Annotated in this window: 27 protein-coding genes and 2 other RNA genes; 20 read left to right on the top strand and 9 right to left on the bottom strand. The window is 67.9% G+C overall.

Translation table 11 applies throughout. The annotated features are described in order from the left end of the window. The first annotated feature begins 156 nt into the window (after nt 1-156). Nucleotides 157-2,037, top strand: coding sequence for an XrtA/PEP-CTERM system amidotransferase (locus tag SJY20_RS12190; RefSeq protein ID WP_380787194.1), 1,881 nt, complete (start codon nt 157-159; stop codon nt 2,035-2,037). Between the two features lie 132 nt (nt 2,038-2,169). Here SJY20_RS12190 and SJY20_RS12185 read toward each other — a convergent pair whose 3' ends face one another. The 3 genes from SJY20_RS12185 to SJY20_RS12175 all read right to left on the bottom strand — a co-directional run bounded on the left by SJY20_RS12185 (nt 2,170) and on the right by SJY20_RS12175 (nt 5,747). Then, the gene (locus tag SJY20_RS12185) at nt 2,170-3,147 is read right to left on the bottom strand and encodes an alpha/beta hydrolase (protein WP_380787193.1); all 978 of its coding nucleotides are present in this window, start codon (nt 3,145-3,147) and stop codon (nt 2,170-2,172) included. Nucleotides 3,148-3,359: 212 nt separating this feature from the next. Continuing rightward, complete coding sequence (locus SJY20_RS12180; protein ID WP_380787192.1) at nt 3,360-4,424, bottom strand: deoxyhypusine synthase; 1,065 nt, start codon at nt 4,422-4,424, stop codon at nt 3,360-3,362. Nucleotides 4,425-4,562: 138 nt separating this feature from the next. Beyond that, complete coding sequence (locus tag SJY20_RS12175) at nt 4,563-5,747, bottom strand: type III PLP-dependent enzyme (protein WP_380787190.1); 1,185 nt, start codon at nt 5,745-5,747, stop codon at nt 4,563-4,565. Between the two features lie 136 nt (nt 5,748-5,883). Between SJY20_RS12175 and SJY20_RS12170 the strand changes: the two genes are divergently transcribed. Both SJY20_RS12170 and SJY20_RS12165 read left to right on the top strand, forming a co-directional pair. Next, complete coding sequence (locus SJY20_RS12170) at nt 5,884-6,846, top strand: threonine/serine dehydratase (RefSeq protein WP_380787189.1); 963 nt, start codon at nt 5,884-5,886, stop codon at nt 6,844-6,846. Continuing rightward, on the top strand, nt 6,843-7,022 hold the full coding sequence (locus SJY20_RS12165; protein WP_380787188.1) for a hypothetical protein: 180 nt from the start codon (nt 6,843-6,845) through the stop codon (nt 7,020-7,022). The genes SJY20_RS12170 and SJY20_RS12165 overlap by 4 nt, the downstream gene beginning before the upstream one ends. Nucleotides 7,023-7,166: 144 nt before the next feature. Here SJY20_RS12165 and SJY20_RS12160 read toward each other — a convergent pair whose 3' ends face one another. Continuing rightward, nucleotides 7,167-7,823, bottom strand: coding sequence for an alpha/beta hydrolase (locus SJY20_RS12160; protein ID WP_056015710.1), 657 nt, complete (start codon nt 7,821-7,823; stop codon nt 7,167-7,169). Between the two features lie 81 nt (nt 7,824-7,904). Between SJY20_RS12160 and SJY20_RS12155 the strand changes: the two genes are divergently transcribed. The 8 genes from SJY20_RS12155 (at nt 7,905) to SJY20_RS12120 (ending at nt 13,493) form a co-directional block, all read left to right on the top strand. Continuing rightward, complete coding sequence (locus SJY20_RS12155) at nt 7,905-8,927, top strand: cysteine desulfurase family protein (protein WP_380787187.1); 1,023 nt, start codon at nt 7,905-7,907, stop codon at nt 8,925-8,927. Beyond that, a complete protein-coding gene (locus SJY20_RS12150) occupies nt 8,924-9,994 on the top strand; it encodes a cysteine desulfurase family protein (RefSeq protein ID WP_380787186.1) in 1,071 nt (356 codons plus the stop codon). The genes SJY20_RS12155 and SJY20_RS12150 overlap by 4 nt, the downstream gene beginning before the upstream one ends. Further along, entirely contained in the window at nt 9,985-10,296 is a 312-nt protein-coding gene (locus tag SJY20_RS12145) for a 2Fe-2S iron-sulfur cluster-binding protein (protein ID WP_380787185.1), read from the top strand. The genes SJY20_RS12150 and SJY20_RS12145 overlap by 10 nt, the downstream gene beginning before the upstream one ends. 256 nt (nt 10,297-10,552) lie before the next feature. Next, complete coding sequence (locus tag SJY20_RS12140) at nt 10,553-10,849, top strand: hypothetical protein (RefSeq protein ID WP_380787184.1); 297 nt, start codon at nt 10,553-10,555, stop codon at nt 10,847-10,849. A 78-nt stretch (nt 10,850-10,927) separates the two neighbouring features. After that, nucleotides 10,928-11,158 carry a hypothetical protein gene (locus SJY20_RS12135; RefSeq protein ID WP_380787183.1) on the top strand — a complete coding sequence of 77 codons (231 nt, stop codon included), beginning with the start codon at nt 10,928-10,930 and terminating at the stop codon, nt 11,156-11,158. 53 nt (nt 11,159-11,211) lie between these two features. Continuing rightward, an RNA gene (ffs, locus tag SJY20_RS12130) (signal recognition particle sRNA small type) lies at nt 11,212-11,309 on the top strand. A 208-nt stretch (nt 11,310-11,517) separates the two neighbouring features. Next, on the top strand, nt 11,518-13,173 hold the full coding sequence (locus tag SJY20_RS12125; RefSeq protein WP_380787182.1) for a DNA polymerase III subunit gamma/tau: 1,656 nt from the start codon (nt 11,518-11,520) through the stop codon (nt 13,171-13,173). Further along, the gene (locus tag SJY20_RS12120) at nt 13,170-13,493 is read left to right on the top strand and encodes a YbaB/EbfC family nucleoid-associated protein (RefSeq protein WP_380787181.1); all 324 of its coding nucleotides are present in this window, start codon (nt 13,170-13,172) and stop codon (nt 13,491-13,493) included. The genes SJY20_RS12125 and SJY20_RS12120 overlap by 4 nt, the downstream gene beginning before the upstream one ends. A 45-nt stretch (nt 13,494-13,538) precedes the next feature. On the opposite strand, the gene SJY20_RS12115 is transcribed toward SJY20_RS12120, so the two are convergent. The 5 genes from SJY20_RS12115 to SJY20_RS12095 are packed head-to-tail and all read right to left on the bottom strand — an operon-like array spanning nt 13,539 to nt 17,613. Further along, nucleotides 13,539-13,778 (bottom strand): DUF3253 domain-containing protein, encoded by a 240-nt coding sequence (locus SJY20_RS12115; RefSeq protein WP_380787180.1) that lies wholly within the window; start codon nt 13,776-13,778, stop codon nt 13,539-13,541. 20 nt (nt 13,779-13,798) lie between these two features. After that, the gene (gene mtgA / locus SJY20_RS12110) at nt 13,799-14,476 is read right to left on the bottom strand and encodes a monofunctional biosynthetic peptidoglycan transglycosylase (protein WP_380787179.1); all 678 of its coding nucleotides are present in this window, start codon (nt 14,474-14,476) and stop codon (nt 13,799-13,801) included. Nucleotides 14,477-14,485: 9 nt separating this feature from the next. Continuing rightward, the gene (locus tag SJY20_RS12105; protein ID WP_380787178.1) at nt 14,486-15,706 is read right to left on the bottom strand and encodes a flavin monoamine oxidase family protein; all 1,221 of its coding nucleotides are present in this window, start codon (nt 15,704-15,706) and stop codon (nt 14,486-14,488) included. 1 nt (nt 15,707) lies between these two features. Then, the gene (rpoH, locus tag SJY20_RS12100) at nt 15,708-16,610 is read right to left on the bottom strand and encodes an RNA polymerase sigma factor RpoH (RefSeq protein ID WP_147081483.1); all 903 of its coding nucleotides are present in this window, start codon (nt 16,608-16,610) and stop codon (nt 15,708-15,710) included. A gap of 55 nt (nt 16,611-16,665) precedes the next feature. Further along, a complete protein-coding gene (locus SJY20_RS12095; RefSeq protein WP_380787177.1) occupies nt 16,666-17,613 on the bottom strand; it encodes an RluA family pseudouridine synthase in 948 nt (315 codons plus the stop codon). 17 nt (nt 17,614-17,630) lie between these two features. Here SJY20_RS12095 and SJY20_RS12090 point away from each other — a divergent pair, with 17 nt between their 5' ends. The 9 genes from SJY20_RS12090 to rnpB all read left to right on the top strand — a co-directional run bounded on the left by SJY20_RS12090 (nt 17,631) and on the right by rnpB (nt 25,165). Beyond that, entirely contained in the window at nt 17,631-18,020 is a 390-nt protein-coding gene (locus SJY20_RS12090; protein ID WP_380787176.1) for a M67 family metallopeptidase, read from the top strand. A gap of 79 nt (nt 18,021-18,099) precedes the next feature. Next, nucleotides 18,100-18,744 (top strand): histidine phosphotransferase family protein, encoded by a 645-nt coding sequence (locus SJY20_RS12085; protein ID WP_380787175.1) that lies wholly within the window; start codon nt 18,100-18,102, stop codon nt 18,742-18,744. An 86-nt stretch (nt 18,745-18,830) separates the two neighbouring features. Beyond that, a complete protein-coding gene (locus SJY20_RS12080; protein ID WP_380787173.1) occupies nt 18,831-21,143 on the top strand; it encodes a chemotaxis protein CheA in 2,313 nt (770 codons plus the stop codon). After that, entirely contained in the window at nt 21,143-21,565 is a 423-nt protein-coding gene (locus SJY20_RS12075; RefSeq protein WP_380787172.1) for a chemotaxis protein CheW, read from the top strand. The genes SJY20_RS12080 and SJY20_RS12075 overlap by 1 nt, the downstream gene beginning before the upstream one ends. 73 nt (nt 21,566-21,638) lie before the next feature. After that, a complete protein-coding gene (locus SJY20_RS12070; protein WP_380787170.1) occupies nt 21,639-22,004 on the top strand; it encodes a response regulator in 366 nt (121 codons plus the stop codon). A gap of 16 nt (nt 22,005-22,020) precedes the next feature. Continuing rightward, a complete protein-coding gene (locus SJY20_RS12065) occupies nt 22,021-23,145 on the top strand; it encodes a chemotaxis protein CheB (protein ID WP_380787168.1) in 1,125 nt (374 codons plus the stop codon). A gap of 44 nt (nt 23,146-23,189) precedes the next feature. Further along, the gene (locus tag SJY20_RS12060) at nt 23,190-23,996 is read left to right on the top strand and encodes a CheR family methyltransferase (protein WP_380787166.1); all 807 of its coding nucleotides are present in this window, start codon (nt 23,190-23,192) and stop codon (nt 23,994-23,996) included. 145 nt (nt 23,997-24,141) lie between these two features. Continuing rightward, nucleotides 24,142-24,774, top strand: a complete 633-nt coding sequence (locus SJY20_RS12055; RefSeq protein WP_380788679.1) for an N-acetylmuramoyl-L-alanine amidase — start codon at nt 24,142-24,144, stop codon at nt 24,772-24,774. A gap of 11 nt (nt 24,775-24,785) precedes the next feature. After that, nucleotides 24,786-25,165: RNase P RNA component class A (rnpB, locus tag SJY20_RS12050), an RNA gene on the top strand. Nucleotides 25,166-25,187 lie beyond the last annotated feature (22 nt).

Below are 25,187 nucleotides of genomic sequence, written 5' to 3'. Positions count from 1 at the left end.
CTCGCGACCCTGAAGGCACGCCTGCTCGGCGGCCCGCAACGCGCGGTCGCCATCCATCTGTCCACCGAAGCGGCGTCGCCCGCACCGATCGCGCGCTTCCTGGCCGCGCTGGGCCCGATCGACCGTCTCGCCGACCAGTCCGCGGGCATTCGCTAGATGTGCGGCATCGCCGGGATCTTCCACCCGGGCACGCCGAAGCCGGTCGACCCGACCCGCGTCCATGCGATGATCGCGGCGCAGGCGCATCGCGGCCCCGACGGCGACGGCATCTGGACCGCGCCCGGTGTCGGCTTCGGGCACCGGCGGTTGTCGATCATCGACCTCGCCGGATCGCCGCAGCCGATGTCCGACGGCGCGCTGACGGTCACCTATAATGGCGAGATCTACAATTTCGCCGAACTGCGCGCCGAACTCGCGGCCAAGGGCGCGGTCTTTCGTACCGCGGGCGATACCGAGGTGTTGCTGCACGGCTGGCGGGCGTGGGGGCCGGGGCTGCTCGACCGGCTGAACGGCATGTTCGCGTTCGCGATCCATGATGCCGGCACGCTGTTCCTCGCGCGCGACCGGCTGGGCGTGAAGCCGCTCCAATATGTCGAACTGGCGGACGGATCGGTCGCCTTCGCCTCCGAACTGAAGGGCCTGCTCGCGCATCCGCTGGTACGCCGCACGCCGGATCTGCGCGCGGTCGAGGATTACCTCGCGCTCGGCTATGTGCCCGACGACGCGTGTATGGTCGCCGGCGTGCGCAAACTCGCCGCCGGGCACTTCCTGCTGATCGAGCGCGGTCGCGGCGTTCCCCAGCCGCGGCGCTACTGGGACGTCGATTTCTCCAACCGCGCGCGCGGGTCGGCCGCGGCGCTGGGCGAGGAGCTGGTCGATCGGATGCGAGCCGGCGTGCGCAGCCGGATGGTCGCCGACGTGCCGCTGGGCGCGTTCCTGTCGGGTGGCGTCGACAGCTCCGCGGTGGTCGCGTTGATGGCGGAGGCAAGCCCCAAGGCGGTCCGCACCTGTACGATCGGTTTCGACGAAGCCGGCCACGACGAGCGCGTCTATGCCAGCGCGGTCGCGCGCCGCTTCGCGACCGATCACCGCGAGCGGGTGGTCGGGTCCGATGACTACGGCCTGATCGACACGCTGGTCGCGAGCTTCGACGAACCCTTTGCCGACGCCTCCGCGCTCGCCACCTATCAGGTCTGCGCGCTCGCCCGCGAGAGCGTCACCGTCGCGCTGTCGGGCGATGGCGCGGACGAGGCGCTGGCCGGATATCGCCGCTACAAGTTCCAGGCCGCCGAAGAGCGCGTCCGCGGACTGCTGCCGGACCATCTGCGGCAGGACGTGTTCGGCACGCTCGGCCGCTGGTATCCCAAGGCCGACTGGGCACCGCGCCCGCTGCGCGCCAAGTCGACGCTGCTCGCCCTCGCGCAGGGAGGCGGCGAGGCCTATGCGCGATCTGTCGGTGTCACCACCCCGGAACTGCGCGGCCAGTTGTTCAGTGAGACCGCGCTCGCGGCGCTTGGCGGCTACCGGGCCGAGGATCGCTATGTCGCGACGATGGCGGGCGCGCCGGCGCGCGACGCGATCGACCGCGCGCAATATGCGGACATCAAGCACTGGCTGCCCGGCGACATCCTGACCAAGGTCGACCGCACCAGCATGGCGGTCGGGCTGGAAGCGCGCGAACCGCTGCTCGACCACCGCCTGATCGAGTTCTGCGCGACGTTGCCCGCGTCGATGCGGCTGCACCGCGGCGAGGGCAAGTGGCTGATGAAGAAGGCGATGGAGCCCTATCTACCGAAGGACATCCTCTACCGGCGGAAGATGGGGTTCGTGACCCCGATCAGCGCGTGGTTCCGTGGCGGTCTGGCCGGCGAGGCGCGTGCGCTGGCGAAGTCGCGGACGCTGGGCGAGACCGGCTGGTTCGACATGGGCGTGCTCGCGCGGATCGCCGAGGAACATCATGCCGGCCGCGCCGAGCATGGCCGGACGCTGTGGCAGTTCGTGATGCTGGAACGATCGATGAAGCGGATGTTCGGGTAGGCGCACGAATATCCTCCCCTGCAAGGGGAGGTGGCAGCGCATCGCGCTGACGGAGGGGTGACCCGCTATCGAGAGGGCGTTACCCCTCCGTCTGGCTGCGCCAGCCACCTCCCCTTGCAGGGGAGGATTGCGTTATTCGATCGGCTCCCCCATCCACCGGTCGAACAATTGTGGCCACAACGATCCCGGCGACCGCAGCGGCAATCGCACCCCGAACCCGTGCCCGCCGCGGCGCAGGATATGCGCCTCGACCGGGATCTCGGCACGCCGCGCGGCGGCGAGCAGGTCCAGGCTGTTGAACACCGGCACGGTGGTGTCGTCCTCGGCATGGACCAGGAACAGCGGCGGATCGCCGCGCTTCAGCTGGCGGTCGATCGCATAGCGGGCCTGCACCGCCGGCGACGGATCGGGCCCGAGCAGGTTGGCGCGCGAGCCGCCATGGCTGCGGCCGGGATCGACGTTCGACACCGCATACATCAGCCCCGCATAGGCCGGGCGCGCCGAATGGCGGTCGGCGGCGTCGACGGTGCGATAGACCTCGATCGCGTGGTTGACGGTTAGCGACCCGGCCAAATGTCCGCCGGCCGAGAACCCCAGCACGCCCAGTTTATCAGCGCGAATGCCGTAATGCCGCGCGTTCGCCCGGATCAGCCGCATCGCGCGCTGCGCATCGGCGAGCGGCACGTCGGCGCGGTCGGCCCAGCCTTCGCCGGGCAGCCGGTAGCTGAGCACGAACACGGTGATCCCCACCGCGTTCAGCGCGCGCGCGACGTCGATGCCCTCGTTGCGCAACGAGGTGAAGCTGTAGCCGCCGCCGGGCATCACCAGCACCGCGCGACCATCTGGGCGGAGCGGGCGGAACACGCCGACCTCGGGACGCGCGACGCCGCGCATCTGGACGTCGCGGTAGCCGCCGGGCTTGCCGGTGATCTGCGGGGCGGGGCGGGGCAGCGGGGTCGGTGCGCCCGGTGGTATACCGGGCCAGAGCGGGAAGCGCTCGGTCGGCGGCCAGATGGGAATGTCCGACGGTGCGCCGGGTTGTGCGAACGCCTGGGGTGCGATGCCGGCGGCGACGGGGAGGGCTAGGAGCGAGCGGCGGGTGGGCGTCATGCCGCGCGTGATACATCAACCGCTGCGCCAGTCACCCCGGCCATGATCGATATAGGTGTCGGCGCACACGACCACCCCGGCGGCGGCCGGGGCCCAATTGGGCGGTCGGTGTAAGGAAGAACGATCCTCCGTTACTACCGTCCCCCATTTGGGCCCCGGCCTCCGCCGTGGTGGGCCGTTTCGGTTAGCGTGGTGAACGCCTACCTAACGGATCAGTCGAAGCTCGCGCCCCACTTGCGGACCGGGCGGTCCTTCCAAAGCCCACGATGATACGCGTCCGACGCCAGCAGCGGCATCACCGAACCGGCTTCGGCGAACACCATCTGCTCGATGCCCGTATTCACCTTGCCCCACGACGCCGCCTCCTGCAGCGTCGAGGACGAGCACGCACCGTCGCGCACATCGGCGACCGTGATCTGCACCGCGTACTTGTGAACCTGGACGTCGTCGTGGCCGAGGATCTCGGCGCAAACCACGGTATCCTGGATGAAGTTCTTCGGCACGCCGCCGCCGATCATCAGCAGCCCCGTGGTGCCCGCCTTGATCTTGATCTCCGTCAGCTCGCGGAAGTCGGCGATCGCGTCGAGGACCATGTACGGCTTGCCCGCCTTCACCGCGTCGACCTGATGCTTGACCAGACCGAAGCCCGCCGAGGAATCGACGAACGCCGGGCAGAAGATCGGCACGTCATGCTCATAGGCGAGCTTGACGAGGCTGTTCTCCTTCTTGCCGTGCTCGACGAGATACTTGCCCATCTCGCGGATGAACTCGCGGCTCGAATAGGCGCGCGGCTCGAGCGTCTCGGCGATCTCGAAGATCGTGTGATCGACGTGCTGGAGCTCTTCCTCGTCGATATAGGTGTCGTAGATACGGTCGATCATCAGCGAGCGCAGCACGTCGTCGTGCGGCACCTCGAGCGCCTGGTAATGCTTGTGGCCGAGGCCCTCGAAGAAATCCATGTCGACGATCGTCGCGCCGGTCGCGACGATGCCGTCGATCATGTTGTTGCGCAGCAATTCGGCATACAGGTCCATGCAACCGCCGGCGCTCGTCGAGCCTGCGATCACGAGGAAGATCGTGCAGTCCTTGTCGGCCAGCATCTGGTTGTAGATGTCGGTCGCACGGCCGAGATCGCGGCTGGTGAACGACATCTTCTTCATCGCATCGACGATCGGCCGCGCGTCGAAGCTGGTGATGTCGATATGCTCGACGGTGGTCGAGAGGAGTTCCGCCTTGCGCTGCGCGTCGATGCGGGTGTCGTTGGTGGCTTCGGTCAATGTCTGTCTCCATTCCCCTCCCGCTTGCGGGAGGGGCTAGGGGTGGGCTCGCGCTAACGGCAAGCGATACCGGCGGGGGAGAGCGCGAGCCCACCCCCGGCCCCTCCCGCAAGCGGGAGGGGAGTTAATGCAACTGCGTTACAGCGTGACGACGTTCGACGCGACCACCTGGTATGCGTCGTCGTACAGCGAGACCATCGGCTCGTCGGTGACGATCACCGTCTGGTCCGATCCGAAGCCGTTGAACGCGGTCCGCATCGCCGAGCCATAGGCGCCGAGCATGCCGATCTCGATGTAATCGCCGGCCTGCATGTCGGCCGGCAGCATGAACGGCCCGGCCATATGGTCCATGTCGTCGCACGTGGGACCATAGAAGCTGAATTCCATGTCCCGCGCGCGGCTGTCCGGTTCGCGGAGCAGCTGCACCGGAAAACGCCAGCCGATATGCGCTGCATCGAACAGCGCGCCGTATGCGCCATCGTTGATGTACAGCTCCGACCCGCGACGCTTTTCGACGCGCACGATCAGCGACGAATATTCCGCACACAGCGCCCGGCCGGGCTCGCACCACAGTTCCGACGAATAGCTGACGGGCAGCGATTCGAACGACCGGTGGATGGTCTCGAAGAACCGCTCCAGCGGCGGTGGCTCCATGCCGGGATAGCTCGACGGGAAGCCGCCGCCGACGTCGATGACGTCGACCGTGACCGCCGCCTCGACGATCGCCGCACGGACGCGCTCCATCGCGTTCGAATAGGCTTCCGGAGTCATCGCCTGCGAACCGACATGGAAGCAGATGCCGAGCGCGTCTGCCGCCTGGCGAGCCGCGAACAGCAGCGCCTTGGCTTCGTGCGGCGCCGCGCCGAACTTCGACGCGAGGCTGAGCTTCGAATGCTCGGACGACACCCGCAACCGGACGCACAGCGTCAGGTCGGATGCTGCGTTGGTCGCACGAACGATCTTCTCGAGCTCTTCCAGGCTGTCGAGAGAGAAGGTGCGGACGCCATGCGTGTAATACGCCTCGCGGATCGCTTCCTCGGCCTTGACCGGGTGCATGAAGCACAGGGTCGCGTCCGGCAACGTGCGCGCAACCAGGCGTACCTCGGTCAACGAGGCGACGTCATAGTGCGTGATGCCGTTGTCCCAGAGGATCTGGAGCAATTCGGGAGACGGGTTCGCCTTCACCGCATACATCGAACGACCCGGGAACTTCTCGACGAAGAACCGGGCCGCACGGGCAGCGGCGTGAGGACGGACCAGAGTTACCGGATTAACCGGTGAAAGGGTGGTCGCTAACCCCAGCGCGTTATGATGCTTGTGCAATTCAAGGGACCTCCAATGTCCTGAGACAAATACGAAAACACTGCCTTGCGGTTGGAAGTCCCATGGGGCAGCGGAAGAGCGATCTAGGGTCGCCGGCCCCCCATGTAAATAGGCTGTGGTCCACAGGAGACGACATGTGACGATTTTGCGACAGCCGACACGAGCGGGCCTGCGGGACGCCGCCGAAAAGATCGCGCGCATCCTGCCGCCGACGCCGCTTTTCGTCCATGAAATCAATGGCATGCCGGTCGCCTTCAAGGCGGAATCGTTGCAGCCGATCGGCGCGTTCAAGATTCGCGGCGCGTGGCATCGGCTGACCGCACTCGACGACGCGACTCGGGCGCGTGGCGTCGTGGCGTTCTCCTCGGGGAATCATGCGCAGGGCGTCGCCTGGGCAGCGCGGCGGCTGGGGATCGCGGCGACGATCGTGATGCCCGCGGATGCGCCTGCAGTGAAGCGGAGCAACACGCTCGCGATGGGTGCGGAGGTCGTCGACTATGATCGCGCGACCGAACGCCGCGAAGTGATCGCCGCGGCGCTGGCGACCGCGCGCGGTGCGACGCTGGTGCCGAGTTTCGACGATCCCTGGGTGATCGAGGGGCAGGGCAGCGCCGGCATCGAGATACTGGCGCAGTGTGCGGCGATGGCACTGCCGGCGCCGACGCGGATCGTGGTGCCGTGCAGCGGCGGCGGACTCGCGGCCGGGTTGGCGCTGGCGGTGCCCGACGCGGAGATGACGATCGTCGAGCCCGAAGGCTGGGACGACATGACCCGCAGCCTGGCAACCGGCGTGATCGAGCCGGTCGGGGAAAATCCGCCGCCGACCGCCTGCGACGCGTTGATGACCCGCGAAGTGTCGCCGCTGACGTTCGACGTGCTGTCGCGGCGTGGCGCGACTGGCGTCGCGGTGAGCGAGTCGGAAACCGCTGCGGCACAGCGCTGGGCGGCGGAGAAACTGCGGCTGGTGATCGAGCCGGGGGGCGCCGTCGCGCTCGCTGCGGTGCTGGCGGGGAAGGTCGCGCTCAGGCCGGGGATGGTGATCATCCTGTCCGGCGGCAATGTCGACCTGGGGGATTATGCTAAGGCGATGGGAGGATGAACCCGACCCTGACCGCGATCGCCGGTGCCGCGCCCGCCATCGCGATGCTTGGCGCGTTCGCCTGCCTGATCGGTGGCGGCGTCATGATCGCGCGGAAGCGCGACCGCCGCAAAGGCATCCTGATGCTGGTGATGGCCGCCGTGCTGATCGGCAACGTAGCGATCTGGACGCTCTAAAACCCTCTCCCTTCGGGGAGAGGGAGGGGCCCGCCGCTCTTGCGGCGGGAGGGTGAGGGGGAGTTAGGGAGAGTATCTCTATCCCCAACTCCCCCTCATCCGGCGCTACCGCGCCACCTTCTCCCCGAGGGGAGAAGGACAAAATCACCGGATCGGCGAGTTCGGATCGAGCCGCATATCCAGATACTTGTCCACGCTACCCATCAGCTGCGGCATCTCGTGCTCGAAGAAGTGGTTCGCCTTGGGGATGGTGTCGTGATGGATCGTGATGTGCTTCTGCGTGCGCAGCTTGTCTACCAGCTTCTGCGTCGCGCCGGGCGTCGCGACCTCGTCGCCTTCGCCCTGGATGATGATCCCGCTCGACGGGCACGGCGCCAGGAAGGTGAAGTCGTACAGGTTGGCCGGCGGCGCGATCGAGATGAAGCCGCGGATTTCCGGGCGACGCATCAGCAGCTGCATGCCGATCCACGCGCCGAAGCTGACGCCGGCGATCCAGGTCGTCTGCGCCTCGGGGTGGAAGCTCTGCACCCAGTCGAGCGCGCTCGCCGCATCGCTCAGCTCGCCGACGCCGTTGTCGAACACGCCCTGGCTCTTGCCGACACCGCGGAAGTTGAAGCGCAGCGTCGCGAACCCGCGGCGCTGGAAGGTCTTGTACAGCTGCTGGACGATCGCGTTGTTCATCGTGCCGCCCGCCGACGGATGCGGATGCAGGATCATCGCAACGGGTGCGCGCGGACGCGGCCCCGGCGCAAAACGACCTTCGAGACGGCCTTCGGGACCGGGAAAAATGACTTCTGGCATGGGGCACTCGCGAACTGGAGGCGCACTCGGGTGGAGTGCCGGACTATGCGCGCTATATAGGCGGCGAGCCCCTTTTCGCAATTGGAACCGGCCCTGGCCCGCAACGCCTCCCGAATCTACCTCGATCATGCCGCGACCACGCCGATGCGCCCGGAGGCGATCGCGGCGGTGAGCGACGGCATGACGCGCTGGGCGAACCCGTCGTCGCCGCATGCCGAGGGCCGTGCGGCACGGGCTGCGCTGGAGGATGCGCGACGGCGGATCGCGGCGGCGCTCGACTGGCCGCATCACGTGATCCTGACCAGTGGTGCCAGCGAGGCGATCGCGCTGGCATTCCGCGGGCGTGGCGACATGGCGATGCTCGCGGTCGAGCATGACGCAGTGCTGCGTGCGGGGCAGGGGGCGTTGATCCCGGTCGGCAGCGACGGTCTCGCAGCGGCGTTGCCGCCTGGTTTCGTCGCGATCCAGTCCGCCAACAGCGAGACCGGCGTGTTGCAGGAGGTCGCGCATGCCGGGCTACGCGACTGTTCGCAGACCGCCGGCAAGCTGCCGCTCCCCGACGCCGACCTGATCGTCGTTTCCGCACACAAGCTCGGCGGGCCACCGGGGATCGGCGCGCTGCTGGTCCGCGACCTCGGCTTGCTCGACCCGACCGGCGGGCAAGAACGCGGCTATCGCGGCGGGACCGAGAATTTGCCGGGCGCGCTCGGCTTCGCCGCCGCACTGGAGGCGCCGCGCGACTGGTTCGACACGATGCCCGCGCTCCGCGCCGAACTGGACGCGGTCGTGGTCGAGCATGGCGGCGAGATCGTTGCGCGCGGCTCGCTCCGGATCCCGACGATCGCGGCTTATCGCATGCCCGGCGTCTCCTCCGCCGCGCAGCTGATCCGCTTCGACATGGCCGGCTTCGCGGTCTCGGCGGGCAGCGCGTGTTCCTCGGGCAGCATGCGGCCGAGCCACGTCCTCGCCGCGATGGGCTATCCGCCCGAAGCCGCCGCGGAAATCGTCCGTGTCAGCTTCGGGTGGACCACCACGGCGGACGACGTCGCACGGTTCGCCGAAGCCTGGACGCGCGTCGCACGCGACGTCAGGCGGGCCGCATGACCTATCTCGATTACCAGGCAACCACCCCGCTCGCGCCCGAGGCACTGGCCGCGATGCTGCCCTGGTTCGAATCGCAGCACGCCAACCCGCACTCCGCCCACGGCGAAGGCCGCCGCGCGAAGGCCGCCGTCGAAATCGCCCGCGACCAGATCGCCGCGCTGCTCCCCCCCGGCCGACTGGCGTTCACCAGCGGCGCTACCGAAGCGCTCAACTGGGCGATCAAGGGGACGCGCGGTCCCATCGTGACGCTCGCCACCGAACACGCCGCGGTGCTCGACACCGTGCAGGCGAGCGGTCGGCCGTTCACGATCCTGCCGGTCGGCGCGGACGGCCTGGTCGATCTGGAGGTCGCGCGCGCCGCGATCGCGCCCGGTACCGGGCTCGTCGCCGCAATGCTGGTCAACAACGAGATCGGCGTGATCCAGCCGATCGCGGCGCTCGCCGACCTCGCGCACGCAGCCGGCGCGCTGATGCTGTGCGACGCGGTGCAAGGCTATGGCCGCGTCGAAATCCCCGCGACGGTCGACCTAATCGCGATCTCCGCGCACAAGATCTACGGGCCCAAGGGCGTCGGCGCGTTGTGGCTCCGCGACGGTGTCGACCTCGCGCCGCTGCTGCACGGCGGGGCGCAGGAAGCGCCGGGTCGTTCGGGTACGCTGTCGCCCGCACTCTGCGCCGGCTTCGGCGTTGCCGCGCGACTGATGGCGGAGCGGCGCGACGCGGACGACGCCCATGTCCTCGCGCTGTTCGAATCCGCTCGCGCTATGCTCCCCGGCTGGCAGGTCAACGGCGCGCTCGACCACCGCTATTTCGGCAACCTCAACATCCGCAGGGACGGCCTGGACGTGAACCGGCTGATGTCCGACCTGCGCGACATCGCGTTTTCCGCGGGGTCCGCCTGCGCCAGCGGGTCGGGGCGCTCCAGCCACGTCCTCCGCGCGATCGGGCTCAGCGAGGTGCAGGCGCGGTCGAGCATTCGGCTCGGCTTCGGCCGCTACACCACCGAGGCGGAACTGGGCGAGGCGATCGCGGCGATCGTCGCCGCGGCGGAAGGGCAATGGTCGTGATCGTCCGGTTCATCGCCCGCGACGGCACGATCAGCACCGTCGAGGCCGAAGACGGTGCGCGGCTGCTCGACGTCGCGCAGGCCGATGGCCAGCCGCTGGAGGGGACCTGCGAAGGCGATCTCGCCTGCGCGACCTGCCATGTCGTTATCGACCCCGCCGATTTCGCTCGCCTGTTGCCGGCGAGCGAGGACGAGGAGGACATGCTCGACCTCGCGCGCGACGCGACCCGGACCAGCCGTCTCGCCTGCCAGATTCGGCTGACTGCGGCGCTCGACGGGCTGACCGTGCGGATGCCGGGATGAGCTTACCCCTATTTCCGTCATCCTGACGAAAGTCAGGACCCAGAGCCACAGGCGCCGTCCCCGGTACCCTGGGTCCTGACTTTCGTCAGGATGACGGAGGGGGGCGCGAGGGCGAGACGGCGCGTCAGGATGGGGAACGAGGACCGCAACGCAAACCTTACATCCACACAACAGCGGGTTCAGGGAACGTCCACGCGCGAGAGCCGATTATCCCTCCATCGCCCCAGAGTACGGGGCCAGCAGAGGAGTATCGATGATGAAGATGATTGCCATGCTCGGCGCCGCAGCCCTCGCGGTCGGCGCAATCGGAGCAGTCCCGGCGGACGCGCAGCGTTACGACGGTTATCGCGGCGGTGGCCACGGCTGGCACGGTGGCGACGGATATCGCGGCCATGACGGGTACCGGGGCGGGTATCGCGGCGGCTACCGGGATCGCGGCTATCGCGGATACCGGGGCGGCTATGGCGGTCCGCGCGGCTATGGACGGCACCGCGTCGTCTGCCGGATCGAGCGCGGCTATTACGGCCCGGTCCGCCGCTGCTTCCGCCGCTGATACGGAACCGTAACGAGCGCGCACTGTTTTGAAATCGGCGCAGGGTTCGCAGGAGCCCGCGCCCAGCAGGAGAAAATCATGAAATTGTTCACCATCGCCGCCGCCGGTCTCGTCGCACTCACCGGGCTCGCGCCGGTCGGCATTGCTGCCAAGGCATCCGCACAGCGGACCGTCGTCCATGAGCGCACCGTCGTTCGCCACAATGGCGGCTATGCTCGCCACCGCGTGACGACCCGCCGGGTCTGCCGCGTCGAACGTCATCACGGCCGTCGCGATCGGGTTTGCCGCACGGTGCGTATCCGCCGCTAAGGCCGTAGCCGCTAATCCGGCTTGAACATACCGCCCGACCCCGCCATAGGCGACGCGGGAGTCGGGCGGACGAGGTCGTCGCCAACTTGGTCAGATCCGGAAGGAAGCAGCCACAACGATTCCGCCGCGGGTCGTCCCGGCTCCCACCGCGAATGTTTGCAAGCAAACATGAGCGCGGCCAGCGGCGCAAAGCGCCGACTGACGATGCGGCTAAGCCGCAGCGCACTTCCTTCTAACTGTTGGCAGCACCCCGAACCCTGGGCCCCCGCGTTCGCGAGGGAACAGAAGGGGGTCACGCCGTGGAGACTTCGACCGCTAGCCCTTCGACAGCGCCCCCCAAACCGCCTATACCACCCGCAATGTCAGATTCCTTCGACCTGGGCGAACCCCCGCAGCCGACCAAAGCGCCGGACGCCGCGTACCGCGTCCTCGCGCGCAAATATCGCCCGCAGACCTTTTCCGAGCTGATCGGGCAGGACGCGATGGTCCAGACGCTCGCCAACGCGATCAAGCGCGACCGGCTCGCGCATGCCTTCCTGATGACCGGCGTCCGCGGCGTCGGGAAAACCTCGACCGCGCGCCTGATCGCCAAGGCGCTCAACTGCATCGGCCCGGACGGGCAGGGCGGTCCGACGATCGATCCGTGCGGCGTCTGCGAACCATGCACCGCGATCGCCGAAGGTCGGTTCATGGACGTCATCGAGATGGACGCCGCCAGCCATACCGGCGTCGACGACGTCCGCGAGATCATCGACGCATCGCGCTATTCTGCGGTCAGTGCACGCTTCAAGATCTACATCATCGACGAAGTCCACATGCTCACGAAGAACGCGTTCAACGCGCTCCTGAAGACGCTGGAGGAGCCGCCGGCGCATGTGAAATTCCTGTTCGCGACGACCGAAGTCAACAAGGTGCCGGTGACGGTGCTGTCGCGCTGCCAGCGCTTCGACCTGCGTCGCATCTCCGCCGAACAACTCGCCGCGCATTTCGCCTGGGTGTCCGAACAGGAAGGCGTGGTTGCCGAACCCGAGGCGCTGATGCTGATCGCCCGCGCCGCGGAAGGCTCTGCGCGCGACGGCCTGTCGATCCTCGACCAGGCGATCGCCCACGGCAGCCTGGACGGCGCCGGCGTCACCGCGGATGCGGTCCGGCAGATGCTCGGCCTGTCCGATCGCGGCGCGGTCCGCGATCTGCTCGGCCTGATCCTCAACGCCGACGCTGCGGCCGCGCTCGCGTCGCTGCGCCGGCAATATGACTACGGCGTCGACCCGGTGTCGGTGCTGCGCTCGCTGCTCGAAACCGTCCACGGCATCACGCTGACCAAGGTCGGCACGCCGCCCGACGCCGCGCAGCCGATGGAGGAACGCGCGGCGCGTGCCGAATGGGCGGCGGCGCTGTCGTTCCCCGCGCTGCACCGGTTGTGGCAGCTGTTCCTGAAGGGCCATGACGAGGTCGCGAAGGCTGCGCTGCCGATCGAGGCGGCGGAAATGGCGCTGCTGCGTGCGATCCACGCTTCGACGCTGCCCGATCCCGGCGAGCTCGCCCGCCAGATCGCCAGCGGCGCGCCGATGCCGACGATCGCGGCGCCCGTCGCGCCCGCACCTCCGCCGGCCCCTGCTGCCGAACCCGTCGCCACCGGCCCGACCTTCCCCGAGACGTTCGAAGCGCTGGTCAACCATCTCGACGACAACGGCTCGATCGCGATCGCGGCACGGTTGCGTCACGGCGCGCGGCTCGTCAGCTACGCCCCGCCCGAAATCGTCCTCAGCGGCAGCCGCCCGATCTCCGCCGATACGCTGAGCGAGTTCACTGGCGTGCTGAAGGCCCTGACCCAGACGGTATGGCGGGTGACCTTGGCCGACGCGCCGGGCGAGCCGACCTTGCGCGAAAAGCAGGAGGCGGCTGACGCGGCGAACAAGCAGCACTATATGGAATCCCCCATGATGACGGCCGCGCGAGAGGCGTTTCCCGACGCGGAACTCGAAACCTGGCCCGGCCAACGGAGCAACGCATGAAGAACATCGACGAAATCCTCGCCATGGCGCAGAACGTCCAGAGCGAACTCGAAAAGGCGCAGGCCAATCTCGACACGATCGAGGTCGAGGGCGCATCGGGCGGCGGCTTGGTCAAGGTCAAGGCGTCCGCCAAGGGTCGGATCATTGGCATATCGATCGACGATTCGCTGATCGTGCCGGCCGAGAAGCAGATGCTCGAGGACCTGCTGACCGCCGCGTTCAACGACGCGCGGGCCAAGGCCGATGCAGTGTCCGGCACCGAGATGTCGAAGATGACCAGCGGCCTGCAGCTGCCGCCGGGGTTCAAGCTGCCGTTCTGAGCTTTCGATCCTAAAGCCCGTTAGTCCCGAGCGGACGAACGGGCTTCAGGACAACGCGCGCCGTATCCGGTACGGGCCGTCCCTTGCCGCAAGAGGCGCGCCCTTCCAGCTCAGGCTGACCAAGCCGTCCGCCACGAGCTCGTCGACAGCCGCGTGAACCGCAGGCATCGCGTCGCGCCAAGCGTCGGAGGCCGATCCTTTGGCGAGCGTCCGCGCCACTTCGCTCGGACATACTGTCGCTTCCGGTGACCGCTTTGCAACGAGCGCCATCACCGCATCCCGCACGATGTCTGGCGACTTCCCCGCTATTTCAGGCACGCATCCAGCCCGTCGTTGCGCACCACGCCGACACGCCGCGACAGCGTATTGCCGTGGCGCCTGACGAACCCGTGCGGATCGATCGCCGCGCGCTTCTTGGGCAGCGGCAGCACCGCGGCGATCCGCCCGGCCTCGGTCGGCGACAGGTGCGACGCGTCGTGATGGAAGTACCGCATCGCCCCCGCGTTCGCGCCATAGGTGCCGATCCCGGTCTCGGCGATGTTCAGATACACCTCCATGATCCGGCGCTTGCCCCACAGCGCCTCGATCAGCACGGTGAAATACGCTTCGAACGCTTTCCGCACATAGCCGCCGCCCTGGAACAGGAACGCATTCTTCGCGGTCTGCTGGCTGATCGTGGATCCGCCGCGGATCCGGCCGCCCTGCGCATTGCGTGCCGCGGCGCCGGCCATCGCGCGGAAATCGAAGCCGTTATGCTTGCAGAATCGCGCATCCTCGCCCGCGATTGCGGCGCGGGGCATGTCCGGGTCCATCTCCGACAGCGACATCCAGTCCTTGGTGACGCCGTGCCCAGCGACGACATCGCCCATCATCGTCCAGGTGAACGGCGGCGGGACGAAGCGATACAGCCCGACCCACGCCACCGTCACGACGACGAACAGCAAACCGGCCTTCAAGGCGATGCGGAGGATGCGAGCGACCATCGCCGCTCCTTATGCGATCGTGCGCCGCTGGCAAATCGCGCGCGCCGCGGCGACGCCGGTCTCGTACGCGCCGTGTGCCGTCGAGAAGTCGAACGGGTGGCACGCTTCCCCCGCGAAGAACAGGCGATCGTCGATGGGCGCGGCGAGCACGGCGCGCTGGCCTGCCTGACCAACTTTGGCATGGCTATAGCTGCCGCCGATATGCGGGACGTGCCGCCAACGCGTCGTTCCGCGGGGCGTCAGTCGGCGGCGCCAGTCGCTTCCCAGCAGGCCGACGAGTTCGTCGATCGCGAACTGCGCGGCATTGCCGTCCTCCAGCGCTTCCGCGCAGTCGCCGCCGAAGAAGCTCTCGATCAGCGGCAACCCGAACGGCGACAGCCGGTGGCTGGCGGTGCACGCGCTGTACGGGTTGCCGACGAGATGCGCGTTGGCGGGCCATTCGGGGCCGTCGACTTCGAGGAACACCTTGTCCGCCAGCCCGAGCGGCAGCGCATCGGCGGCGGCCTGCTTGTCCGCCAACGGGGGATCGAACGTCAGCGCGCCGCTCGCCAGCACGGTGGTCGGTACGCAGACGATGACCCGGTCGGCCTCGATCGTGCCGGCCTGCGTTTCGAGTTTCAGGCTCCGGCCATGATGGTCGATCCGGGTGACGGGGGTCGACAGCCTTACCTGGACGCCGGCGGCGTGGTTCGCGACGACCGTGCCGTAACCCTCGACCACCGCCCAGTTATCCTCGGTCGATGCATTCTCGTACGCCGCCCAGTCGTGCAGCGACACCTGCGCCAGCGGCGCGCCGTTCGCATAGCCGGAGATCGCGTCGATCATCCCTCGCCACCGGTCGTCCGCCGCGACGAAGTCGGACAGCGGCCGGTCCGCGCCGTCCAGCGCCGCAAGGGCACGCGCATTCCACGATGCATAGGCAGCGTGCGCCGCGTACTGATCCGCCGGGGGGAAGCCGAGATCGTGCCACTGAGTCCGCCAGTTCGCCGACGATCGATCGACCGTGAACCCGGCAGTCTCTGCGATGTCGGTCCACGGATTGCGCGCCGCGGAGTGGAGCCAGCCACAGCCGTGATCGACCATGCCCAACCCGTCGAGCGTCACGCTATGCGCGCGACCGCCGAGGCGATCGCTCGCCTCGACCAGCAGCACGTCCTCGCCCGCATCGTGCAGCGCGCGTGCCGCGGCAATCCCGGCTGCACCGCCGCCGATGACGACGGTGCCGACCATATCAGGCTGCGAGCAGGCGCTTTTCGCCAGCGATCCGCATCATCGCCTTTTGCAGCTTCTCGAACGCGCGCACCTCGATCTGGCGGACCCGCTCGCGCGACACGTTATAGACCTGCGACAGTTCCTCGAGCGTCTTGGGATCGTCGGTCAGGCGCCGCTCGGTCAGGATGTGCTGCTCGCGCTCGTTGAGATCGTCCATCGCCGACACCAGCATCGAGTGCCGAACGTCGGCTTCCTGCGCGTCGGCGACGATCTTGTCCTGCAGCGGGGCATCGTCCTGCAGCCAATCCTGCCACTGGCCCTCGCCATCCTCGCGCATCGGCACGTTGAGCGAGGTGTCGCCGCCCATCGCCATGCGACGGTTCATGCTGACGACATCGGTCTCGGCGACGCCCAGGTCGGTGGCGATCTTGGTGACGTGCTCGGGACGCAGGTCGCCATCCTCGAACGCGTCGAGACGGCTCTTCATACGGCGAAGGTTGAAGAACAGCTTCTTCTGCGCCGCCGTCGTCCCCATCTTCACAAGGCTCCAGGAACGCAGGATATATTCCTGGATCGAGGCGCGGATCCACCACATCGCATAGGTCGCGAGACGGAAGCCGCGGTCGGGCTCGAACTTCTTCACGCCCTGCATCAGGCCGATGTTCCCCTCGGAGATCAGCTCGGAGGTCGGCAGGCCATAGCCGCGATAGCCCATCGCGATCTTCGCGACGAGGCGGAGGTGCGACGTCACCAGCTGCGCGGCCGCATCGGTGTCCCCATGTTCCTGGAACCGCTTGGCGAGCATGAACTCCTGCTCGGGCTGCAGGATCGGGAATTTCTTGATCTCGGCGAGGTAGCGGTTGAGGCCCGCCTCGCTGCCGAGCGCGGGAATGGTCGCCGGAACGTTGCTGCGGGCTGCCATGATATGAATTCCCTTTCCTGAAGCGCATGCCGCACTGCGGCAATTCGCTTGGTAGCTATACGTGAAGGTGGCTGAACAGTTCCTGCATATCGGCAGGCATTTCGCTGTCGAACGCCAAAGCGACCCCACTCACGGGATGAATGAACCCGAGGCGTGCAGCGTGCAAGGCCTGCCGTCGGAAATCCAACGTTTCGAGAAGCGACTTTTGAGCGTGTTTTGTTCTACCATAGACCGGGTCGCCGAGCAAGGCATGGCCCAGCGACGCCATGTGCACCCGGACCTGATGCGTGCGTCCCGTCTCCAGTCGGCATTCCACCAGTGCCGCACCGCGCAGCGGGGTCAGCGTCGAGAAATGCGTCACCGCGCGCTTGCCGTTCGCGACGATCGCGATCTTCTTGCGGTTCTGCGGACTGCGCGCGAGCGGCGCGTCGACGGTGCCGGCCGACGGGCGCGGCACGCCGGCGACGATCGCCTTGTAGCGCCGGTCGATACTGTGGTCCGCGAACTGCCGTGCCAGGCCTTCGTGGGCGCGGTCGGACTTGGCGGCGACCATCAGCCCCGAGGTATCCTTGTCAATCCGGTGAACGATACCGGGTCGCGCCACGCCGCCGATCCCCGACAGGTTGCCTGCACAATGATGCAGCAGCGCGTTGACCAGCGTCCCGTCGTAATTGCCCGCTGCCGGATGCACGACCAGCCCCGCCGGCTTGTCGATCACGATCAGTTCGTCGTCCTCGTACGCAACGACGAGGGGAATATCCTGCGCTTCGTTGTGCAGCGGCGTCGGAGCCGGCACCGCCACCGCGAAGATCTCGCCCAGCGTCGCACGCCGCGATGCGTCATTCACCGGCCGCCCATCGCGCGACACCGCGCCGGCCGCGATCAACGCCTGGACCCGCGCCCGCGACATCTCCGGCAGCACATCCGCCAGCGCACGGTCCAGCCGCAGCCCGTCCGTCGCCGCCGTGATCGATGCTTCGATGATGGAAACCCCCCGGTCCATGTCTTAACGATGTGGCGATGAGCGTTTCGATTTCAAGCGGACTATTGGCCACCCTGGTGGCGGCGGCAGGCGCATCGCCCGATGCGGAGATCTGCGGGCTGCTGCTCGGCACGCCCAACCGCATCGAAGCGGCGGAAGCATGTCGCAACGTCGCGGCGAACCCGGCGCGGACCTTCGAGATCGATCCCGCCGCGCTGTTCGCCGCGCATCGAAACGCGCGCCGCGGTGGATTGGCGGTCGTCGGGCATTATCATTCGCACCCCTCCGGCATCCCGGTTCCGTCCCCGCGCGATGCGGCCCAGGCGATGGGAGACGGCGCACTGTGGCTGATCCTGGCCGGCGGCGATGCGCGGGCGTGGCGGTCGGTGGAGATCGGGGCGTTCGTCGAGGAACCGCTCGCCACCTAGTTCCGCGGCATTCGCGGCGGACGACTTGCCTACGCCCAACCGCATCGCCACAAGACGCCGTCACGACGAGAGGATTTCCATGACTGTCAGCCCGGTCGATTTCGCGAGCCTGCTGTGTTCGCGATTGTGCCACGACCTGTTGTCGCCGGTGGGTGCGCTCAACAACGGGCTGGAGCTGCTCGCCGACGAGACCGATCCGGCAATGCGCGAGCGCTGCATGGAACTGCTCGCCGACAGCGCGCGGGTGTCCGCCAGCAAGCTCAAATTCTTCCGGCTCGCGTTCGGGGCCGCGGGCGGGTTCGGTGAGATGGTCGCGACCGACGAGGCGCGGGGCGCGATCGAGGGACTGATCGCGGAGAACAAGCGCATCGAGCTGCACTGGGCGGTCGAGGAAGCGACGATGCCCAAGACCGCGATCAAGGTGCTGATGAACCTGGCGCTGATGGCGAGCGAATCGCTGGTGCGCGGCGGCCGGATGGATATCGGCGGCGAGGATAACGAGGGGCATCTGGAGATCGTCGTGAAGATCGAAGGCGGCCGCATCGTCCTCGATCCGGAGATCCGGCGTACCCTGATCGAGGGCGAAGGCGTCCACGACGTCACGCCCCGTGCTGCGGCGGCGTACATGATCAACACGCTGGTGACCGAGGCGGGGGGAACCGTGCTGGTGTCCGAACCGGACGACGGGGTCATGATCTTCGGCGCGGTATTCAACGCCCGGTAGCGAACTGCGGACCGTGAGGCCGGTTGCAAAGCTAACGCAGTCTTAACCCCGGTCGGTCATGACGGATGCCTGACCACGGGGCCGGCATGGACGATCTGCTACAGGAATTCATTGCCGAGACCCGCGAGACGCTCGAGGCGATCTCGGGGGAGATCGTCGCCTGGGAGGCGCAGCCCGCCGATCGCGAACGGCTCGATTCGATCTTCCGCTTCGTCCATACCGTAAAGGGCAGCTGCGGGTTCCTCGACCTGCCGCGGCTCGGACGGCTCAGCCATGCCGCCGAGGACGTGCTGGCTTCGGTTCGGGACGGCAAGCGGGTGCCGGATACCGCGCTGGTCGATGCCGTGCTCGCGATCGTCGACCGGATCGCGGAACTGGTCGAGGCGATCGACGCCGGCGTCCCGCTGGACGATTCGAGCGAGGACCTGCTGATCGCAGCACTCGCCGAGGATGCGCGGCCGGCTATGGCCGTGGTGCCGATCATCGCGAATCGGTCGGCAAGCCGGAGCGTTCGACTGAACGTCGACCTGCTCGACCGCATGATGAGCGGCATGTCGGAGATGGTGCTGGCCCGCAACGAGCTGGCACGGCGGTTGCGCGACTCCGCCTCCGACCCGGCGGTCGAAGCGGCGCTGGAACGGCTGTCGCTGACGGTCGCCGACATGCGCGAGACGGTGACGCGGACGCGGATGCAAAAGATCGACGCGCTGTTCTCGGCGCTGCCGCGGATGGTGCGCGATACCGCCGCCGAACTCGGCAAGGCGGTCACGCTGGTCGTCGAGGGCGCCGATGTCGAACTCGACCGCGAGATGATCGAACTGATGCGCGATCCGCTGGCGCACGTCATCCGCAACTCGGTCGACCACGGTATCGAATCCCCCGCCGATCGCGTCGCCGGGGGCAAGCCGCAGACCGGCCGGCTGGTCGTGTCGGCGCGCCAGTCGGGCAACCAGATCCTGATCGAAATCGCCGACGACGGTCGCGGCGTCGACACCGCGCGGCTGATCGCCAAGGCGCGACAGCAGGGCCTCTACGGAGAAGCCGAGCTCGCGGCGATGGACGAGGCTGCGCAGCTGAACCTGATCTTCCACGCCGGGCTGTCGAGCCGCGACACCGTGACCGCGATCTCGGGACGCGGCGTCGGCATGGACGTCGTGCGCGCCAATATCGAACAGATCGGCGGGCGGGTAGTGCTGACCAACCAGCCCGGCAAGGGGCTCAGGATCGTCATCCACGTGCCGCTGACGCTGTCGATCCTGTCGACGATCATCGTCGGCGTCGGCGCGCAGCGGTTCGCGCTCGCCCGCCAGGCGATCGAGGAGATCGTCCGGGTGCGCGGCGACCAGGTGCGGATCGACATGATCGGCGATGCCGCGACCGTCGCGGTGCGTGGGCGGCGGATGCCGCTGGTGTCGCTCGGCGAACTGCTGAAGATCGACGATGCACCGCCGACCAACCTGGTCATCGTCTCGACCCGCGAGGGCAATTACGCGCTTGGCGTCGATACCGTGCTGGATACCGAAGAACTGGTGGTGAAGCCGGCCTCGTCCGCGGTGATGGCGACGCGCATCTATGCGGGCATGACGCTGCCCGACAGCGGCTTGCCGATGCTGTTGCTCGATGGCGGCGGCATCGCCGCGGTGGCGGGGCTGAAATTCGTCGCTGCGCCGGTCGCGGACGATGCGGCCGCCGAGGCCGAGGAGCCCGGCGTGCAGGCGTTGCTGTTCGACGATCTGGACGGCCAGCGTCGCGCCATCGCGCTCGCGGTCATCGACCGGGTCGAACCGGTCTCGACCTCCGCGATTCGCTTCACCGCCGGCGCGATGCGTCTTGCGATCGGGGGCACCACGGTGCCGCTGTACATGCTCGGCGACCTCGCGGGCCGTACCGAAGTTCCGGTGCTGCGCCTGACCGACGGCGACAGCGAGATCGCCTATGCGATCGCGGAGCCGATCGAGATCGTCACCTTGCCCAAGGCGATGGCGCCGGCGCGCGACGCCGGGCCGATCGCGGGTGTCGTCATGATCGCCGGCGAACAGGTCGAACTGGTCGATCCGCACGCGCTGTTCGCAGGCGAGCCGGTGGTGCATGCGACGCAACCGGTGTGCCTGTTGCAGGTCGATGGATCGGGCTGGATGGAGACGTTCCTGAAGCCGGCGCTCGAGGCGTCGGGCTATCGGTGCGTGACCAAGCTCGGTGCCGACGAACAGGCCGTGATTACGCTGGCGATGGACGATGCGGCAGAGCCCGTCAGCCTGGCGCCGGTCGTGACGCTGCGCCGCAACCGGACCGGGCAGGGCGCGGATGACGCCAGTATCTATCGCTACGATCGTCCTGCGCTGATCGAGGCGATGGCGGAGCGTGTCGCCCGCCATGGCGCCGGGGCGGGGGCACGCTGATGGACCTGTTTCTCATCGCGCATATCGCCGGCCGCGGGGTCGCCATCGAATCCGGTCAGGTCGATTCGGTCGTCGATATCGGCGACGTGGTCGCGGTACCGCTCGCCGACCGTGCCGTGCGCGGGCTCGCGGCGCTGCGCAGCCGAGTGGTGACGGTGATCGATACCGGCATCGCGCTGGGGCTGGACCCGACGCCGGCCAGCGCCCGGCGCGCGGTGATCACGCGCATCGACGGCCATCATTACGCCGTGCTGGTCGACTCGCTCGAAGACGTCGCGCCGTTCGAGCGGCTGCCGCTGGCATCGGGCATGGCGCTCGACCGCGGCTGGGCGCGCGCCGGCACCGGCATCGTCGAGCGCGACGGCGAGCCGCTGCTGATCCTCGACCTGACTGCCGTCGTCCCGACCGCCGTACCGGCGTAAAAGCCCATGGGCTTAACGCGACGCTTACGCTTTGGCGGCTAGCAAGGCTCAGGACACTCCCGGAAGGCCATTCATGAAGACCTGTCTTGTCGTCGATGATTCGAAGGTGATCCGCAAGGTCGCGCGCCACATCCTGGAGACGCTCGACTTCACGGTCAGCGAAGCGTGCGACGGGCGTGAGGCGATGCAGGCGTGCATGGTGTCGATGCCCGACGTCATCCTGCTCGACTGGAACATGCCGGTGATGAGCGGGATGGATTTCCTGCGGGCACTGCGCGAGGCCGAGGTTCCACGGCGCGCCAAGGTGGTGTTCTGCACCACCGAGAACGGCATGGCCTATATCCGCGCCGCGATCGAAGCGGGGGCCGACGAATATGTCATGAAGCCGTTCGATCGCGATACGCTGGAAAGCAAACTCCAGATCGTCGGCATGGCCTGATCCGGGGCTGGCCGCGATGACCTACCCGATCTCTGTGCGTGCCGGTACGCGCCCACGTGCCGACGGCGCGCGCGTCCTGATCGTCGACGATTCGGTCGTCGCGCGCGCGGTGATGAGCCGCATGATCGACGCGAGCGACCGTTTCGCGGTTGCCGGCGCGGTCGCCAATGCGGTGGCGGCGCTCGAGTTTCTGGCGCGCGACGACGTCGACTTCATCCTGCTCGATATCGAGATGCCGGGACGCGACGGCCTGACCGCGCTTCCCGACCTGATCGCAGCCGGCAAGGGCGCAAAGGTGCTGATCGTGTCGTCGTCCGCTGCCGATGGCGGGGCGATCACGGTCCAGGCGCTGGCGCTGGGCGCGGCCGAGACGCTGGTGAAGCCGGGCGCGAGCTCCGCGCTGACCGGCCGGTTCGGCGCGGCGCTGATCGAGAAGCTGGAACGGCTGTACGAGCCGGCGGCGATACCGGCGCCGAAACTGGTCCGCCCGGCGGCGACGGTGGCGCCGCTGCCGGTCGAGTCGACTGCTCCCCGGGCATTCGTCGCACCGCGCAGCGGCAGCGGCGACTATGACATCGTCGCGATCGGCGCCTCGACCGGCGGAATCCATGCGATCAGCCAGTTGCTGCGCGTGCTGCCGCCCGGGTTCCGGCTGCCGATCGTCGTGACCCAGCACCTGCCAGCGTCGTTCATGCCCTATTTCGCGGCCCAGCTCGCGGTCCTGACCGGACGGCCGTGCGAGGTCGCGACCGACCGGCTGCGGATCCGCGCCGGGCGGATCGTGGTCGCGCCGGGGGATGCGCATCTGAAATGCGTCAAGCTGGGCGATGGCGGTGCCGCGCTGCGGCTGGTCACCGATCCGTCGGCGACCGGGTGCATGCCCTCGGTCGATCCGATGCTGGTATCGATGGCCGAGGTTTACGGACCGCGGATGCTGGCGATCGTGCTGAGCGGGATGGGGCGTGACGGCACCGATGGCGCGCGCCGGGTCCATGATGCCGGCGGCTGCGTGATCGCGCAGGACCAGGCGAGCTCCGTGGTCTGGGGCATGCCTGGCGCGGTTGCGGCTTCCGGGATTGCCGACGCGGTGATGAATCCCGATGCGATCGGCCGCGTCGTCGCGTCGCGCCTTCGCCCGTGAGCGTGCAGCCCGTGCCATCGCCAAGATTGCCCTCGTCGGCGCCGGTGGCTTCGGCCAGCAGCATCACCGTGCTGACCGCCTTGCTGGAGGCGCGGACCGGTCAGCAGATCGCGGCGTATCGATCGTGGCGGATGGATACGGTGCTGAAGCCGTTGCTGCGCGAACGCAATTTCGAGACGCTGGACCAGCTCGTCACGCACATGCTGGAGGGCAACGACCGGGTGATCGGCGACCGCATCGTCGACGCGCTGCTCAACCAGGAAACCAGCTTCTACCGCGACGCGCAGGTGTTCGAGACCATCGTCGCGGCGATCGAGCAGGCGGAGGCGGAGAAACGCCGCGTACGGATCTGGTGCGCAGGCTGTTCGACCGGGCAGGAACCGCTGTCGCTGGCGATGCTGTTCGCCGAGCGTCACGAGGCGACTGGGATACCGGTACCCGAAATCGTCGCAACCGACGTCTCCGATGCCGCAATTACCCGCGCGCGCGCCGGACGCTATACGCAATTCGAGATCCAGCGCGGTCTGCCAGTGCGACGCATGATGCGCTGGTTCGACAGCAACGGCACCGACTGGCTCGCAAGCCCCGAGCTGGTCAAGCTCGTTACCTATCGACGGGCCAATCTGGTGGCAGGGCCGATCCCGCCCGGTCCGTTCGATATCGTGCTGTGCCGCAACGTCCTGCTCTATCTGTCGGGAGAGACCAAGGCGGCGGTATTCCCGCGGATCGCCGGCGTCCTCGGGCCCGGCGGGCTGCTGGTGATGGGTGCCGGCGAGACCGTGATCGGCCAGACGCGGCTGTTCGAGCCGAGCAAGCGACAGCGCGGATGTTACGAGGTGGTCGGGCGCTAGATCGCCGGCGTGACGCCAGCGAACGACTATTACGTCGGGCGCGCGTTCCCGCTATCGTCCCGGGCGAACGGCTTGAGGGAAAGCGCGCTTGAGGATCATCGATACGCCGTCGCCCAATTTCGATGCGCGGCTGTTGCCGATCACGATGATCGTGCTGCACTATACTGGCATGCAGGACGGCGCATCAGCGATCGCCCGGTTGCGCGACCCGGAGGCGAAGGTCTCGTCGCACTATCTGGTCGATGAGGACGGTACCGTGGTCCGGATGGTCGACGAGGCGGACCGGGCTTGGCACGCCGGACGCTCTCACTGGCGCGAGATCGACGACGTCAATTCGGCGAGTGTCGGCATCGAGATCGTCAATCCCGGCCACGAATTCGGCTATCGCCCGTTCCCCGCCGAGCAGATCGCGGCGGTTCTGCAACTCGTTGCCGAGATCAAGGATCGCCACGAAATTACCCGTGGCAACGTCGTCGGGCATTCCGATGTCGCGCCGGCGCGCAAGCGCGATCCGGGCGAGCTGTTCCCGTGGCATGAACTTGCCCGGCGGCGGTTGGCGCTGCCGCGGCCGACCAGGAACCTGATGGACCCGTGCTGGACCGAGGCCGGCTTTTGCCTGGCGCTCGAGCGGTTCGGCTATGACGTGGCCAATCGGATGGCGGCGATCATGGCGTTCCAGCGCCGTTTCCGCCCCGAGATGGTCGACGGTGAGATCGATGCCGAGTGCCGGATGATCCTGCTCGCGTTGCTGCTTCCCAAACCGATGGGGGACGACTAGGGGTCGCTCCGCCAGAGGGTCGGGCGGCCGCGGGGATGCTGTAAGGGCATCCGCGAGGAAAGTCCGGGCTCCGCGGAACGACGGTGCCGGGTAACGCCCGGCGGGGGCGACCCCAGGGACAGTGCCACAGAGAGCAGACGGCTAAGGCTTCGGCCCAGTCAGAGTGAAAGGGTGCGGTAAGAGCGCACCGCGCGCCTGGTAACAGGGGCGGCACGGCAAACCCCACCGGGAGCAAGGCCGAATAGGGGTGGCACACGGGCTTCGTTCCAGCTCGTCACCCGGGTTGGTTGCTTGAGGCGGCGCGCAAGCGTCGTCCTAGAGGAATGGTCGCCCAACTTCCGATCGAAGGATCGGGAATGGACAGAACCCGGCTTACAGACCCTCTGGCACATTCGCGCAAAGCACTGCAGATC

Origin of the sequence: Sphingomonas sp. R86521 (assembly GCF_042466235.1) — a bacterium.
Taxonomy (GTDB): Bacteria; Pseudomonadota; Alphaproteobacteria; order Sphingomonadales; family Sphingomonadaceae; genus Sphingomonas.
This window is presented reverse-complemented; position numbering and strand designations above follow the sequence as displayed.

What these genes read in the sequence shown, in the direction of transcription:
- SJY20_RS12190 (WP_380787194.1), top strand. Translation starts at nt 157, where the DNA reads ATGTGCGGCATCGCCGGGATCTTCCACCCGGGCACGCCGAAGCCGGTC.
- SJY20_RS12185 (WP_380787193.1), bottom strand. Translation starts at nt 3,147, where the DNA reads ATGACGCCCACCCGCCGCTCGCTCCTAGCCCTCCCCGTCGCCGCCGGC.
- SJY20_RS12165 (WP_380787188.1), top strand. Translation starts at nt 6,843, where the DNA reads ATGAACCCGACCCTGACCGCGATCGCCGGTGCCGCGCCCGCCATCGCG.
- SJY20_RS12160 (WP_056015710.1), bottom strand. Translation starts at nt 7,823, where the DNA reads ATGCCAGAAGTCATTTTTCCCGGTCCCGAAGGCCGTCTCGAAGGTCGT.
- SJY20_RS12150 (WP_380787186.1), top strand. Translation starts at nt 8,924, where the DNA reads ATGACCTATCTCGATTACCAGGCAACCACCCCGCTCGCGCCCGAGGCA.
- SJY20_RS12145 (WP_380787185.1), top strand. Translation starts at nt 9,985, where the DNA reads ATGGTCGTGATCGTCCGGTTCATCGCCCGCGACGGCACGATCAGCACC.
- SJY20_RS12140 (WP_380787184.1), top strand. Translation starts at nt 10,553, where the DNA reads ATGAAGATGATTGCCATGCTCGGCGCCGCAGCCCTCGCGGTCGGCGCA.
- SJY20_RS12135 (WP_380787183.1), top strand. Translation starts at nt 10,928, where the DNA reads ATGAAATTGTTCACCATCGCCGCCGCCGGTCTCGTCGCACTCACCGGG.
- SJY20_RS12125 (WP_380787182.1), top strand. Translation starts at nt 11,518, where the DNA reads ATGTCAGATTCCTTCGACCTGGGCGAACCCCCGCAGCCGACCAAAGCG.
- SJY20_RS12120 (WP_380787181.1), top strand. Translation starts at nt 13,170, where the DNA reads ATGAAGAACATCGACGAAATCCTCGCCATGGCGCAGAACGTCCAGAGC.
- mtgA (WP_380787179.1), bottom strand. Translation starts at nt 14,476, where the DNA reads ATGGTCGCTCGCATCCTCCGCATCGCCTTGAAGGCCGGTTTGCTGTTC.
- SJY20_RS12105 (WP_380787178.1), bottom strand. Translation starts at nt 15,706, where the DNA reads ATGGTCGGCACCGTCGTCATCGGCGGCGGTGCAGCCGGGATTGCCGCG.
- rpoH (WP_147081483.1), bottom strand. Translation starts at nt 16,610, where the DNA reads ATGGCAGCCCGCAGCAACGTTCCGGCGACCATTCCCGCGCTCGGCAGC.
- SJY20_RS12095 (WP_380787177.1), bottom strand. Translation starts at nt 17,613, where the DNA reads ATGGACCGGGGGGTTTCCATCATCGAAGCATCGATCACGGCGGCGACG.
- SJY20_RS12090 (WP_380787176.1), top strand. Translation starts at nt 17,631, where the DNA reads ATGAGCGTTTCGATTTCAAGCGGACTATTGGCCACCCTGGTGGCGGCG.
- SJY20_RS12085 (WP_380787175.1), top strand. Translation starts at nt 18,100, where the DNA reads ATGACTGTCAGCCCGGTCGATTTCGCGAGCCTGCTGTGTTCGCGATTG.
- SJY20_RS12080 (WP_380787173.1), top strand. Translation starts at nt 18,831, where the DNA reads ATGGACGATCTGCTACAGGAATTCATTGCCGAGACCCGCGAGACGCTC.
- SJY20_RS12075 (WP_380787172.1), top strand. Translation starts at nt 21,143, where the DNA reads ATGGACCTGTTTCTCATCGCGCATATCGCCGGCCGCGGGGTCGCCATC.
- SJY20_RS12070 (WP_380787170.1), top strand. Translation starts at nt 21,639, where the DNA reads ATGAAGACCTGTCTTGTCGTCGATGATTCGAAGGTGATCCGCAAGGTC.
- SJY20_RS12065 (WP_380787168.1), top strand. Translation starts at nt 22,021, where the DNA reads ATGACCTACCCGATCTCTGTGCGTGCCGGTACGCGCCCACGTGCCGAC.
- SJY20_RS12055 (WP_380788679.1), top strand. Translation starts at nt 24,142, where the DNA reads ATGATCGTGCTGCACTATACTGGCATGCAGGACGGCGCATCAGCGATC.